The organism is Pandoraea communis (genome assembly GCF_902459745.1).
Classification (GTDB): domain Bacteria; phylum Pseudomonadota; class Gammaproteobacteria; order Burkholderiales; family Burkholderiaceae; genus Pandoraea; species Pandoraea communis.
In genome coordinates this window covers 106083-118586 of sequence record NZ_CABPSJ010000003.1, presented here as the reverse complement: position 1 = coordinate 118586, position 12504 = coordinate 106083, and the positions used below count along the sequence as shown (strand labels likewise).

The following is a 12504-nucleotide window of genomic DNA, read 5'->3' as shown; positions in this document are numbered from 1 at the left end:
GTGCCCGGCTGCGCCGGGCTTTCGTACTGAACGTCTCCACGGTACTACAGTGCTTAAGCCGCCTGAGCCGGCGCCGGTACGAGCGTCACGCGCGGCGGCGGCAGCATCGTCACGGCGTGCATCTGCGCGCGCAACCAGTCGCGCGGGCTGCTTCCTGTCTTACGGCGGAAGGCGCGAGCGAGCGCCGACGCGCTTTCATACCCCACTTCTTCGGCCACGCGCGCAATCGGCTGGCCATCGCGCAGACGTTTCTGCGCAAGGCCGATGCGCCAGTCGAGCAGATAATCCGCCGGGGATTGCCCGACGACTTCGCGAAACTGCGCGGCAAAGTTGGCTCGCGACATGTTGGCGGTGCCGGCCAGCGACTCCACCGTCCATGCTTCACCCGGCTGATGGTGAATCACATGCAGCGCCCGCGCAAGGCGCGGATCGGCCAGCCCCGCAAGCATGCCATGACTCACCATGCGCTGCTCCAGCACATGGCGCAGCAACTGGATGACGAGCAATTCGAACAAGCGGTCCATCACAGCAAGACGCCCGCACTGCGTGCCGAACGCTTCCATGAACAACCAGTTCAACGTGAGTTCGAGCGTGGAAAGCGATTTCGTCGGCAAGACGAGATACTCCGGCAGCGCCGCCACGAGCGGATTGTTCTGTCCGCCGTCGAACGACAGCGATCCGCACACGAGTTCCGTTCTCGCGCCTTCTCCCGAGAGCAACTGATGATGGTTGCGGCGCGGAAAGAAGATCAACGATGGCTCGACGATGTCCTGCCGCGAGCCATCTTCAAGCACAAGCGCGACTTCGCCTGTACGCAGCAAATGCAGATGTCCGCCGTCATGTGCGTCGACACCGTAACTGGCAATGCCACAAAGGCCGCCGCTATGAAACACACCGGCGCGAACGCCGAAATTCGAAATCAAGGTGGAGAGCCGGTCCATGGCGCACTCGAGTGTTGTCTAACCTGGTGCGCCAATTATCGGGGATTTGGCCAACGCTTGCTTGCAACCGGCATCCCCTCCCTTCGACCACGACCGACGCCTCAGGCGCGGTCGTCACCCACGGGCGCACCTGTGCCGATTTCCGCGCGAACTTCCGCGCGCGAACGACCGGCTGAAGACCGTTGTTGCAGCAATGACGGATAGGTTTGAAGCGACTGGTCGAGTTGGCCCGAGGCACGCGCCTGACGCAACTCGTCGCGCACTTGTGCACGGGTGACGCCTTGCGTCGCGGCCGGTTGACCCGCATCGGCGGTTTGGGTTTCGGCGAAGGCAGAAGCGGAAGCCAGCGTAGCGGTGGCGATCAGGGCAGCGGCAATAATACGGGCGTTCATGATGAGACTCCTTTCGTTCGGCAACAAGCGCCGGGTGTTGGTTTGCTCGACCGCGTACCTCATGCGTTGAATCGCTGGGCTGGCGTTATCGGGCACGACTCAAGATTACAAAAGGGTGAGGCAAATTTCGCGGCTGCGCGTCTGCAAGATGCGACCAATCGTCCAGATCTTGCGATAGCCATTAACCGGCGCTATGGCATCGATAGCGAACGTCGATAAGCGCGTAAAAAATCGGAGGAATGCGGAAAAAACGGGCGCTGCGGCGGGATTACGACTCGGTGACGCGCCGTTTGACTTTGATATCCGCGACCGGAACGACGGCGGCCACCGCGTCGCCGAGCAGGCGTCGCAACACGGCGGGCTTGCCCACCAGATCGGCCAGTGTGTAGCGATCGAGCACCGCGAAGTAGGCGCGCAGCGCCTCGCCCAACACGCCGCGCAAGTTGCATGCCGACGTGATGACACAGGCGCTCTCGCCCGGATGGAAGCACTCGACCATCGCGAAGTCGGGTTCCATCGCCCGCACCACGTCGCCGAGTCCGATGCGCTCCGGCGGCCGCCCCAGCCGAATCCCGCCCGAGCGTCCGCGCACGGTGTGCAGGAAGCCCAGTTGACCGAGCTTTTGCACGATCTTCACGAGATGATTCTTGGGAATGTCGAACGCCTCAGCCACGGACTGCACGTGCACCAGCTCGTCGGGATGAACCGCGACGTAGATCAGGGTGCGCAGACTGTAATCGGTATGGTCGGTGAGTCGCATTCGGCGGGGAGCAGCGGGAGCGGACAGGGCGGCACGATGTTGCCGCCCGGTAGTCTTGCGAGGCAGTTTAACATGGCCTTGACATGCATCTTATGTCCCGCCAGGCCCTTGCGCCACCCCCGTCCGCTATCGCCCCGACCCTTTGATCGCGCCAGCCAACGCCGCCGGGCGAACCACGTTGTTACGGCGCGCCACCCAGCGTTGCCGCCAGGCAAGCCATTCGCCAACGATGCCGCGACGGAACAGCAACACGCAGAGCACGAAGATCACCCCCGTCACCACACTCACCATCGAACCAAGTCCGGCGAAAGCCGGCCAGCCGGTCGCCTGCGCCAGCCAGTTACCGATATCGCCGAGCTTGGTCTCCAGCGAGACGATGAGCAACGCGCCCACCACCGGCCCGAAGCGCGTGCCCATGCCACCGACCAGCGTCATCAGAATGACCGACCCCGAGAGCGACCAATGCACGTCGGACAGCGTGGCAAAGCCGAGCACCAGCGTTTTGAGCGCCCCCGCGAGGCCCGCTATCGCGGCCGACAGCACAAACGCCAGCAGCTTGAAACGCGTCGCCTCATAGCCCAACGAAATCGCGCGTGGCTCGTTCTCCCTGATCGCCGCCAGCACGCGGCCGAAGGGAGACGCAATGCCCCGCGACATCAACGCAAACGTTGCCGCAACCACGGCAAGCACCACGAAATACAGCGTGAGATCGTTGTCCAGCGACAAGCCGAAGAGCGTCTGGCGAGGCACGCCCTGCAACCCATCCTCCCCGCCGGTAAATGGTGCTTGCAGACAGAAAAAGTAGAACATCTGCGCGAAGGCGAGCGTAATCATCGCGAAATAGATGCCTTGACGCCGGATCGCGAACAGCCCGAAACCCAACCCGAACACGGCGCCGGTCACCACGCCGGTCAGCATACCGGCCAGCGGCGACCACGCGAGATCGCGCATCACATAACCCGCGAAGTACGCCGCCCCGCCGAAGAACGCGGCATGACCGAACGACAACAACCCCGTGTAGCCAAGCACCAGATTGAGCGAACAGGCGAACAGCGCGAAGCACAGCACCTTCATCGCAAAGACGGGATAGACCCCGAGGGCCGGCAACGCGGCCAACAGCACGAGCAGCACAAAATCGAAACGGTATTGACGCATCATCGACGACTCATTTGTAGGCATAACCACCGAACAGACCATGCGGACGCACGAGCAGCACGAGCGCCATGATCACGAACACGACCGTGGCCGAAGCCTCCGGGTACCAAAGTTTGGTCAGTCCCTCCAGCACCCCGAGCGCGAGCCCCGTGACGACCGATCCGGCAATCGACCCCATGCCGCCAATCACCACAATGGCGAAGACCGTCACGATCATCGGCTGCCCCATGATCGGTGAGACTTGCATGATGGGGGCGGCCAGCACCCCCGCGAATGCCGCCAGCGCGGCACCGAAGGCATAGGTAAGCGTGACCATGAGCGGCACGTTCACGCCGAAGGTCTCGACGAGCCGCGCATTCTCGGTACCGGCTCTGAGCAGGGCCCCGATGCGGGTACGCTCGATGACGAACCACGTGAGCGCACAAGCGGCGAGCGACGCCGCAACCACCCACGCGCGGTAATTCGGCAACACCATGAACGGCAGACGCGTCGCGCCGGCGAGCAGCGCCGGCCCCTCGAACGACATGCCCGACACGCCGTACGCCGACCGGCCAAGCCCCTCGATGATGAGCGTGAGGCCAAGCGTGAGCAGCAGACCGTACAGATGATCGAGCTTATAAATGCGCGAGAGCAGCCCGCGTTCGATGACCGCACCGAGCAACCCGGCGGCCAACGGCGCGATCATCAACATCGCCCAGTAGTTCAGCCCGAGATACTGGCCGCCCATCCAGGCCACGAGCGCGCCGATCATGAACAGCGCCCCGTGCGCGAAGTTGATGACATTGAGCAAGCCGAAGATGACCGACAGGCCAAGACTCAGCACGGCGTAGAAGCACCCGTTGACCAGCCCGAGCATCAATTGGCTGAGCAACGCCGGCAGAGGAATATCGAAAGGAATCACGGCAATGACCTTCTGAGCGGGTTACACGTTGAGCAGCGTTTGCAGCGCCTGTGTATGGGCGGACAACCGGTCGGCGTCGAATTGCAGCGCGATGCGGCCGTGCTCCATGACATAGAAGCGCTCGGCAAGCGGCGCGGCAAAGTGGAAGTTCTGTTCGACAAGCACGATGGTGTAGCCGCGCGATTTGAGCGTCTCGATCATGCGGGCGAGTGTGCGCACGATGGCGGGCGCCAACCCTTCGGAGATCTCGTCAAGCAGCAACAGCCGGACCCCCGTGCGCAGAATGCGCGCGATGGCCAGCATCTGCTGCTCTCCGCCCGAGAGTCGCGTGCCCGGACTGTGCCGGCGCTCCGCCAGGTTCGGAAACATCGCGTAGATCTCGTCGAGCGACATGCCGGCCTGCCCCGGTGCGGCGCCGCGCGTCGCCAGCACCGGCGGCAGCAGCAGGTTTTCCTCGCACGACAGACTGGCGAAGATGCCCCGCTCCTCCGGACAGAAGCCCACGCCACATCGTGCGATCTTGCGCGTCGGCAGGCCGATGGTCTCGCGTCCGAAAACGCGCACCGAACCGGCACGCGTATCCGTGAGCCCGAGAATGGCGCGCAACGTCGTGCTGCGGCCCGCGCCGTTTCGTCCCAACAGGCTGACGACCTCGCCCTGCCCCGCCACCAGATCGACGCCATGCAGGATGTGCGATTCGCCGTACCACGCTTGCAGGCCGGTCACCGCCAGCGCCGGAACGCTGGCCGCGACGAGCGACGATTCGTAGGCTTTCATGCGTGCGCTCCTTCCAGCGTGGCATCCGCCGACCCCATGTAGGCTTCACGCACCCGAGCATCGGCCGTGACGGTGGCGTAGTCGCCTTCGGCCAGAATCTCGCCGCGCTGCAATACGGTGATCGTGTCGGCGATGCCCGACACCACTTTCATGTTGTGCTCGACCATCAGCACCGTACGCCCGGCCGCGACTTGCCGGATGAGCGCAGCCACCCGCTCGACATCCTCATGTCCCATACCTTGCGTGGGCTCGTCGAGCAGCATGACGTCCGGCTCCATGGCAAGCGTCGTGGCGATTTCCAGCGCCCGTTTGCGTCCGTAGGGCAACGATACGGTCAACTCGTGCGCATAGGCGGCAATGCCTACCTCATCGAGCAACGCCATCGCACGCGTATCCAGGTCGCCCAGCCCGCGCGTGCTGCGCCAGAAGTGATAGGACTGGCCCGTGGCGCGTTGCAACGCCACGCGCACGTTCTCGATAACGGACAAATGTCCGAACACCGCCGAGATCTGGAACGAGCGGATCATGCCGCGCCGCGCCACCGCCGCCGGGGCGAGACGGGTGATGTCCTCGCCGCGATAGAAAATCTGGCCCGACGTCGGTGTCAGGAACTTGGTCAGGAGGTTGAAGCACGTTGTCTTGCCCGCACCGTTCGGGCCAATGAGCGCGTGAATCGCCCCGCGCCTGACCTTCAGATCCACGCCGTCCACCGCAGTGAAGCCACGAAACGCCTTGGTGAGCTGGCGGGTTTCGAGAATGATGTCGTCGTGATGCATGCGCTTACCCCACCACCGGTAGCGGGGTAATACCGTAACCATGTTGCAATCGACGTTCGAGCACGGGGTCTTCCAGCTCGAAATCGAAACGCTCGGCCGAACGAATACCGCCGATGGCCGCCAGCGTGCCGCACAGCATGGCGGTGCCGTCTTCGAAGCGCCCGCCTGCCTCGGCGAAGCGCGCGAGCAGATCCTGCGGCGAGCGCATCGCCGTGACCGGCCCCTGCTGGTACAGCACCTTTTCGCCGTTGATGTTGGCGTAGCTGCGCAGCATGAGCCTGTCCCAATGCGGCTCGATGTCGGCCAGCCGCCACAGCATCGCCGCGCAGGGCTTCTCGCACATCTGCTTCGAGACGGTCACCCCGTAGGTTTCCACCTCGCGGTCCGTGTGGTCCGACGCTACACCGACATACGTTTCTCCCCCGCTGCGTACGAGCAGAAACTCGACCTCGCCGCTGCTTGCGCGTCCGCTCGCCTCGATGTGGGCCTGCGTCGTGAGCCGGTCGCTCGATACCCGGTAGAACATCGGCGTGGCCGCCGGGCGCTTCACGCCCAGCACCTCCAATTCACGGATGTGATGCTCCATCGCTTCGACATCCCGCCCCGTCCAGCCCGCAATCACAAGCTGTTTGATGGCGACATCGCGCTCGACGATACCGTCTGCCGTCTGTACAACGAAATGCATGAGATTCATCTTGCCAACTCCGGTCATGGCCTGACTTCCTGGGATCACTTCTTCACGAGCGCGCACTGGCTCTGGGCGAGCGGACGAAACGCCTCGTTGGCGGGGATCGTCTGCAGCACCTTGTAGTAATCCCAGGGCTTCTTCGATTCCTTGGGCGACTTCACTTCCACGAGATACATGTCGTGCACCATCAGGCCATCGGGGCGAATCTGACCGCCTTTGGCGAAGAAGTCGTTGATGGGTGCCTGTTTCATCGACGCCATGACCGTGTCGGCCTCGTCGGTGCCGGTGCGCTGCACGGCTTGCAGGTAGTGCATGACAGACGAATAGGTGCCAGCGTGCACGAGCGTCGGCATCTTGCCGGTCTTCGCGAAAAAGCGCTGGGCCCAGGTGCGCGAGGCGTCGTCTCGGTCCCAATAGAAAGCGGTGGTCAACGTCATGCCCTGCGCCGCTTCGAGTCCGAGGCTGTGAATGTCGCTGATGAACATGTGCAGACCGGCAATCTTCTGTTTGCCGGGGGCGGTGATGCCGAACTCGCGCGCCGTCTTGATCGCATTCACGGTGTCCGCACCTGCATTGGCCAGCGCAATCACCTTGGCGCGCGACGCCTGCGCTTGCAGCAGATAGGACGACAGGTCCGCCGAATTGAGCGGATGCTTCGCGCGGCCCACGACCTTGCCGTTCACGTGTTGCAGCGCTTCGGTGGCATCCTTCTCCAGCGACGCGCCCAGCGCGTAGTCGACGGTGAGGAAATACCAGCTGTTATCGCCGCTGCGCGTCATCGCCTTGACCGTGTTCGACGCGAACGAATAGGTGTCGTACGAGTACTGCACCGTGTACGGCGAACAGTCTTCGTTGACGAGCCGTGTGGTGCCCGCGCCCGTCACGATGGCGATACGGCGTTTGGCCTTGGCGACGTTGGCCACCGCCAGCGCCACGGACGACGGCAGCAAATCCTCGACCACGTCGACCTGCTGGTTGTCGAACCAATCGCGGGCGATGGTCGCCGCCACGTCGGTCTTGTTCTGATGATCGGCCGAAATCACTTTGATCGGCACGCCGTTGACCTTGCCGCCAAAGTCGTCGACGGCCATTTGCGCGGCAATCACCGAGCCCTTGCCGCCGATGTCGGAGAAGATCGACGACATGTCGGTGAGCACGCCGATCTTCACGACCCCGTCGCTCATCTTGCCGGGCTGGGCCTGTGCGGCGAACGGCACGGCGAAGGCGGCGGCGAGCACCAGGGCAGCCATTGACGTGGTACGACTTGCGCAAAACGTAAACATGATGTTTTCCCGATAGCCTGTAGAGGTGTGGTGTGGGTGAAACCGTCTCCCGGCGGCGCGGCAACGCCCTCACGTTCGCCGCGCCCAATGCCCTGCCTTGAACGTGTCAGGCCGGGTCGTAGTAGTGAATTTCGAGAAGCAGGCAGCCGCCGTTCGACTTGAAGGGGCCATGGAACGCGCCCGGCGGGCGGCACGCATAGGTGTTCGGCGCAAACGCTTCACCGCCCTCGCCCTGTGCGTCGTTGCCGACCGTCAGATCGCCCGAGACGAGATAGACCTCCTCCCAGTAGGTATGCACGAACGGGGCCGTGGTGTAGATGCCCGGTGCGAAGCGCAGCAAGCGCGTGCGGCTGCCCGCGCGGTTCGGCTCGTCGAGCGAGCCCGCGAGAATCTTCTGTTCGATGCCCGGGGGATAGCCGGGAGGCACCTCCCATCCTTCTTTCATATCGATGGAGTGAAACTCGTCATGCAACTTGTTGATCGCCATGGGAACTCCTTGTCTGTGGCGGGTAATACCGTCGTAATGCGGTTGTCGTGGGAATGCAGTGCAGCTCAGGCCGCGACCGGCTGCCGGACGATCTCGTCCGAGAGCGCATAGGTGCCGAGCAGGTTGTCGACCAGACGCGTGGCCTTCTGCCAGTCGTACGTGCGATAGGCATGGCCCTTGGTCACGAAGGTCGCACCGGCGTAGAACATCTCGTACTGGTTATGGCGCGAGGCGAATTCGGAGCCCACGGCGTCCCAGGCGAGCTTGAAGAACTTCACGCGCGCTTCGGCGTCGGCCACCGGCGACTTCTGGGTCTTCTCGATAATGCTGGCGAGCATCGGGTTTTCGAAGTCGTGGATGCTCGACGGCAGCATGATCATGCCGCCGCCCGCCAGTTCGCGAAGCGTGCCGAGTACCTTGCCGTAGAGCTGTTGGGTGAGCACTTGCGAGCCGTAGAGCAGGTTGCGGTCCGGCACGTAGTAACCCTTCTCCATATGACCCTTCGCCTCCATGCCGTGCACCCACGCCTCGACCATCGCGGCTTCGGCCGCCAGTTGTCCGAGCGTCTCGCGTACCTGAGGGAAGGCATTGGTGCCGTTCACCTCGGTAATGCGCAATGCGATGCCCACGAGGAAGCGCAGCTTGACCATCAGTCGAACCTGACACTGATAGTTCTGATAGCTGTGGGCAGGCGTAGCGTGGAACTGCTTCGCGCACATGGCCGTGTCGCCAGCGACGAAGATGCGCTCCCACGGCACCTTCACGTCGTCGAAATACAGCACGGCGTCGTTCTCGTCGAAGCGCGACGCGAGCGGGTTATCGAACACCGACGTGGCGCTGCCCTCGTATGACTTGCGCGACAGGACGCGCAAGCCCTTGGTATTCATGGGGATCGCAAACGACAGTGCGTACATCTCGTCGCCCGCCTTGAGCGGCTGGATGCAACTGCAGAAGACCTCATTGGCCATGATGCCGCTGGTGGCGAGCATCTTCGCCCCCCGCACCGTAATGCCCTCGTGGTCCTGATCCACAATGCCGACCGCGAGGTACTTGTCCTCTTGCTCGTGCGCAGCTTTCGACTGATTGGCCTGCGGGTTGACGATCACATACGTCAGGAACAGATCGTTGTCGCGAGCGTATTTGTAGTAGTCGCGCAGCGCCCCCGCGCGCCCGGCGTCGTATTGTTCGAAAACGTCGATACCCATCACCATGCCGGAAATGCACGAGGCCACGTGATCCGGCGAGCGCCCCATGAAGCCGTAATGCAACTCGCTCCACGCTTCGAGCATCTCGCGGCGCTGCACCAGTTCGTCGTAGCTCGTGGGCAACTGCCAGATGCGCGAGACCCGATCGCCCGTGTCCGGCGACGCGAAGGTCATTGCCTCGAGGTTCTCGGGACGCGCCTGAAAGTCGTACAGACTCGCGTAGCTGCGAATGGAGTTGCGGAACGCCGGATGGGTGGTCACGTCACCGACGGCCTTGCCGTCGATATACACCTCACGTCCGTCGCGCAGTTGGCCGATATGTTGACTACCGTTCTTTACCATGACTCTCTCCTGAAACCCTGGGGAACTCACGCCGCGACCGGCGTGGTGTCGAGCGAGCGGTACTGCCCGCCGAAGAAAATGAGCGGCCGGCCGTCGTGGCGCGCCGCGTGGCGCACAACCCGTCCGACAAAGATCACGTGATCGCCACCGTCGTGTTGCGCATACGGCTCGCATTCGATGGCGGCCAGCGCACCCGGCAACCGGCCAATGCCCTCGCCCTCGAAGCTCACGCCGTCCCACTTGTTACCCCGGGCAGTCGCGAAACGGTTGGAGGTGTCGCGCTGGCTCTCGTCGAGCACGTTCACCGTGTAGCGCGCAGCCGTGCATAGGTCGTCGAGGCTCAGACAGCGCCGGTCGACAGAGAACAGCACCAGCGGCGGCGCAAGCGAGACCGAGTTGAACGACGCCACAGTGATACCGATGGGCGGCCCGTCGTCGCGGGGCGCCGTGATCACGGCCACGCCTGTGGCAAACATGGCGAGCGTGCGACGGAACTGTCGCCCCTCGTCTTCCGAAGCCTGTACTGCGGTCGATGCGTCGTTCATGATTACCTCCTTCTCAAAGCGGCCTCGCTGCGAAACGACGCGCTTCCCGTCGTCTCACCCAGCAAACCGTCTTTCGCATTTAGCTTTGTTTGTTAGTGATTATTGAACGTTAACAAAAATAGCTAATCAAGCAAGGTAAACCCTGAGCGCGAAGAAAGTGCATATGCTTTTCGCTGGTGCATCGCCGCACCCTAAGCGGGCAAAACCCTTACTGGTTATGGGGTTTCATGGGGATCGCATTGCACAAGACACAACCTGATTGCGTACAACTTATCTCGCCGACCCGAGCCGTACGGCATGTGAAAGGGGTCGCATGAAACCCTTTTTTCAATGTGGGAGAGTGCGATTCGTGAGAGATGCGGTGCTACACTCGGCCGCAATTCAAGATGTCCACCGGACGATTCGGAGTTCCCTATGCCGTCTACTACGCCGTCGCTTTTCGAAGCCCCCATCTACATGGACTACAGCGCAACGACCCCGGTCGATCCGCGCGTGGTCGAGACAATGGTTCCGTACCTGAACGTCAATTTCGGCAATCCCGCTTCGCGCAGTCATAGCTACGGCTGGACGGCCGAAGAGGCCGTGGAGACGGCCCGCGAACACGTTGCCGCGCTGCTGGGTGCCGATTCGCGCGAGATCGTCTGGACATCTGGTGCGACCGAAGGCAACAACCTCGCCATCAAAGGCGCGGCGAATTTCTACAGCGGCAAGGGCAAGCACCTGATTACCGTGAAGACCGAGCACAAGGCCGTGCTCGACACCATGCGCGATCTGGAACGGCAAGGGTTCGAGGTCACTTATCTCGACGTGCAGGAAGACGGCCTGATTACGGTCGATACGGTGCGCAGCGCCATGCGCCCGGACACCATCCTGGTGTCGGTGATGATGGTGAACAATGAAATCGGCGTGATTCAGCCGATCGCGGAGATCGGCGAACTGTGCCGTGAGCGCGGCATCGTGTTTCACTGCGACGCCGTGCAAGCCGCAGGCAAGATCCCGATCGATCTGCAAACGCTCAAGGTCGATCTGATGACGGTCACGGCCCACAAGCTCTATGGCCCGAAGGGCATCGGCGCCCTATATGTGCGCCGCAAGCCCCGCATTCGTATCGAAGCGCAGATTCACGGCGGCGGCCACGAGCGCGGCATGCGCTCGGGCACGTTGCCGACGCATCAGATTGTGGGGATGGGCGAGGCGTTCCGGCTGGCGAAGCTCGAACTGGCGTCGGAAGCCGCACGCGTCGGCACGCTGCGCGACCGCCTGCTCGCGGGCCTTCAGACGATGGACGAGGTGTATATCAACGGCGACATGACCCACCGCGTGCCACACAATCTGAACGTGAGCTTCAACTTCGTGGAAGGCGAGTCGCTCATCATGGGGATCAAGGGCGTAGCGGTGTCGTCAGGCTCGGCGTGCACATCGGCGTCGCTCGAACCGTCGTTCGTGCTGCGCGCGCTCGGGCGCAGCGATGAACTCGCACACAGCTCGATCCGATTCACGTTGGGGCGCTTCTCGACCGAGGCGGAAGTCGACAGCGTGATCGAACAGGTGCGCGGCACCGTCGGCAAGCTGCGCGCAATGAGTCCGCTATGGGATATGTATCAGGACGGTGTCGATCTGAACTCGATTCAGTGGGCGGCTCACTGAGGGAACGCCGGTGCCGCGCCGGGTTCAGCGCTTGTCGCGGGTCGCCAGCAGGTGGCTCAGATCCAGCGTGGCACGGTCGCCGTTGGTCACGAGTCTGTCGACGACGGCACACAGCACTTTGAATTCGGTACGCGTTACGCCCTCGAACAGCACGTCGTTGATACGCTGCTGAGAGGGTGTCAGTTCGTGGAGCAGTTTTGCGCCGGCCGCCGTGACCGTCAGGCTCATCTTGCGGCGGTCTTCCGGATTCTGACGTTTGTCGATCAGCTTGAGCGCCTTGAGCTTGTTCGTCTCGATGGTCACGAACGCACCCGACAGGTGCAAGTGCTCGGCCAATTGATTGACGGTGACATCCCCCTGCGACGAGAGATGCACCACTGACTGGAGCAGCGAGTATTGAATACCCGTCAGACCGATCAGGCTGCCAAAACCATCGCGCACCGACAACAGCCGTGCGGCGAATGGCAGCAACCCATTGATCAGATGACGGAATTCGGCGTCGGAACCGTCGATGAGACAGGCTGGATTGGTGACGGTAAGGGCCTTCTGGGCCGGCAATTTTGGCATGGAAGCGTTCGGTAAGCGGCGCGGCGCGCCAGGACAAT

At 62.8% G+C, this 12504-nt stretch carries 14 protein-coding genes; 1 reads left to right on the top strand and 13 read right to left on the bottom strand.

Translation table 11 applies throughout. The annotated features are described in order from the left end of the window. Positions 1-53 precede the first annotated feature (53 nt). The 12 genes from PCO31110_RS11305 to PCO31110_RS11250 all read right to left on the bottom strand — a co-directional run bounded on the left by PCO31110_RS11305 (position 54) and on the right by PCO31110_RS11250 (position 10252). Positions 54-941 carry an AraC family transcriptional regulator gene (locus tag PCO31110_RS11305; protein ID WP_010806447.1) on the bottom strand — a complete coding sequence of 296 codons (888 nt, stop codon included), beginning with the start codon at positions 939-941 and terminating at the stop codon, positions 54-56. 101 nt (positions 942-1042) lie between these two features. Beyond that, entirely contained in the window at positions 1043-1333 is a 291-nt protein-coding gene (locus PCO31110_RS11300) for a DUF4148 domain-containing protein (protein WP_174977295.1), read from the bottom strand. Positions 1334-1601: 268 nt separating this feature from the next. Further along, entirely contained in the window at positions 1602-2093 is a 492-nt protein-coding gene (locus PCO31110_RS11295; protein WP_010806445.1) for an Rrf2 family transcriptional regulator, read from the bottom strand. Between the two features lie 126 nt (positions 2094-2219). Then, on the bottom strand, positions 2220-3251 hold the full coding sequence (locus PCO31110_RS11290) for a branched-chain amino acid ABC transporter permease (protein WP_150690471.1): 1032 nt from the start codon (positions 3249-3251) through the stop codon (positions 2220-2222). 7 nt (positions 3252-3258) lie between these two features. Next, positions 3259-4104, bottom strand: a complete 846-nt coding sequence (locus PCO31110_RS11285; protein WP_370855827.1) for a branched-chain amino acid ABC transporter permease — start codon at positions 4102-4104, stop codon at positions 3259-3261. A 66-nt stretch (positions 4105-4170) separates the two neighbouring features. Then, on the bottom strand, positions 4171-4926 hold the full coding sequence (locus tag PCO31110_RS11280; RefSeq protein ID WP_150690469.1) for an ABC transporter ATP-binding protein: 756 nt from the start codon (positions 4924-4926) through the stop codon (positions 4171-4173). Beyond that, a complete protein-coding gene (locus PCO31110_RS11275) occupies positions 4923-5702 on the bottom strand; it encodes an ABC transporter ATP-binding protein (RefSeq protein WP_150690730.1) in 780 nt (259 codons plus the stop codon). The genes PCO31110_RS11280 and PCO31110_RS11275 overlap by 4 nt, the downstream gene beginning before the upstream one ends. A gap of 4 nt (positions 5703-5706) precedes the next feature. Further along, positions 5707-6396 carry a DUF2848 domain-containing protein gene (locus PCO31110_RS11270; RefSeq protein WP_010806440.1) on the bottom strand — a complete coding sequence of 230 codons (690 nt, stop codon included), beginning with the start codon at positions 6394-6396 and terminating at the stop codon, positions 5707-5709. 35 nt (positions 6397-6431) lie between these two features. Then, positions 6432-7673 (bottom strand): ABC transporter substrate-binding protein, encoded by a 1242-nt coding sequence (locus tag PCO31110_RS11265; RefSeq protein ID WP_246189811.1) that lies wholly within the window; start codon positions 7671-7673, stop codon positions 6432-6434. Positions 7674-7779: 106 nt separating this feature from the next. Next, the gene (locus PCO31110_RS11260) at positions 7780-8160 is read right to left on the bottom strand and encodes a cupin domain-containing protein (protein WP_010806438.1); all 381 of its coding nucleotides are present in this window, start codon (positions 8158-8160) and stop codon (positions 7780-7782) included. Positions 8161-8225: 65 nt separating this feature from the next. After that, the gene (locus PCO31110_RS11255) at positions 8226-9707 is read right to left on the bottom strand and encodes a 4-hydroxyphenylacetate 3-hydroxylase family protein (protein ID WP_010806437.1); all 1482 of its coding nucleotides are present in this window, start codon (positions 9705-9707) and stop codon (positions 8226-8228) included. Between the two features lie 26 nt (positions 9708-9733). Next, positions 9734-10252, bottom strand: a complete 519-nt coding sequence (locus PCO31110_RS11250) for a flavin reductase family protein (protein WP_010806436.1) — start codon at positions 10250-10252, stop codon at positions 9734-9736. A 414-nt stretch (positions 10253-10666) separates the two neighbouring features. Here PCO31110_RS11250 and PCO31110_RS11245 point away from each other — a divergent pair, with 414 nt between their 5' ends. Beyond that, on the top strand, positions 10667-11899 hold the full coding sequence (locus tag PCO31110_RS11245) for an IscS subfamily cysteine desulfurase (RefSeq protein ID WP_010806435.1): 1233 nt from the start codon (positions 10667-10669) through the stop codon (positions 11897-11899). A gap of 24 nt (positions 11900-11923) precedes the next feature. On the opposite strand, the gene PCO31110_RS11240 is transcribed toward PCO31110_RS11245, so the two are convergent. Continuing rightward, entirely contained in the window at positions 11924-12466 is a 543-nt protein-coding gene (locus PCO31110_RS11240) for a MarR family winged helix-turn-helix transcriptional regulator (RefSeq protein WP_010806434.1), read from the bottom strand. Positions 12467-12504 lie beyond the last annotated feature (38 nt).

What these genes read in the sequence shown, in the direction of transcription:
- PCO31110_RS11305 (WP_010806447.1), bottom strand. Translation starts at nt 941, where the DNA reads ATGGACCGGCTCTCCACCTTGATTTCGAATTTCGGCGTTCGCGCCGGT.
- PCO31110_RS11300 (WP_174977295.1), bottom strand. Translation starts at nt 1,333, where the DNA reads ATGAACGCCCGTATTATTGCCGCTGCCCTGATCGCCACCGCTACGCTG.
- PCO31110_RS11295 (WP_010806445.1), bottom strand. Translation starts at nt 2,093, where the DNA reads ATGCGACTCACCGACCATACCGATTACAGTCTGCGCACCCTGATCTAC.
- PCO31110_RS11290 (WP_150690471.1), bottom strand. Translation starts at nt 3,251, where the DNA reads ATGATGCGTCAATACCGTTTCGATTTTGTGCTGCTCGTGCTGTTGGCC.
- PCO31110_RS11285 (WP_370855827.1), bottom strand. Translation starts at nt 4,104, where the DNA reads ATGCTCGGGCTGGTCAACGGGTGCTTCTACGCCGTGCTGAGTCTTGGC.
- PCO31110_RS11280 (WP_150690469.1), bottom strand. Translation starts at nt 4,926, where the DNA reads ATGAAAGCCTACGAATCGTCGCTCGTCGCGGCCAGCGTTCCGGCGCTG.
- PCO31110_RS11275 (WP_150690730.1), bottom strand. Translation starts at nt 5,702, where the DNA reads ATGCATCACGACGACATCATTCTCGAAACCCGCCAGCTCACCAAGGCG.
- PCO31110_RS11270 (WP_010806440.1), bottom strand. Translation starts at nt 6,396, where the DNA reads ATGAATCTCATGCATTTCGTTGTACAGACGGCAGACGGTATCGTCGAG.
- PCO31110_RS11265 (WP_246189811.1), bottom strand. Translation starts at nt 7,673, where the DNA reads ATGTTTACGTTTTGCGCAAGTCGTACCACGTCAATGGCTGCCCTGGTG.
- PCO31110_RS11260 (WP_010806438.1), bottom strand. Translation starts at nt 8,160, where the DNA reads ATGGCGATCAACAAGTTGCATGACGAGTTTCACTCCATCGATATGAAA.
- PCO31110_RS11255 (WP_010806437.1), bottom strand. Translation starts at nt 9,707, where the DNA reads ATGGTAAAGAACGGTAGTCAACATATCGGCCAACTGCGCGACGGACGT.
- PCO31110_RS11250 (WP_010806436.1), bottom strand. Translation starts at nt 10,252, where the DNA reads ATGAACGACGCATCGACCGCAGTACAGGCTTCGGAAGACGAGGGGCGA.
- PCO31110_RS11245 (WP_010806435.1), top strand. Translation starts at nt 10,667, where the DNA reads ATGCCGTCTACTACGCCGTCGCTTTTCGAAGCCCCCATCTACATGGAC.
- PCO31110_RS11240 (WP_010806434.1), bottom strand. Translation starts at nt 12,466, where the DNA reads ATGCCAAAATTGCCGGCCCAGAAGGCCCTTACCGTCACCAATCCAGCC.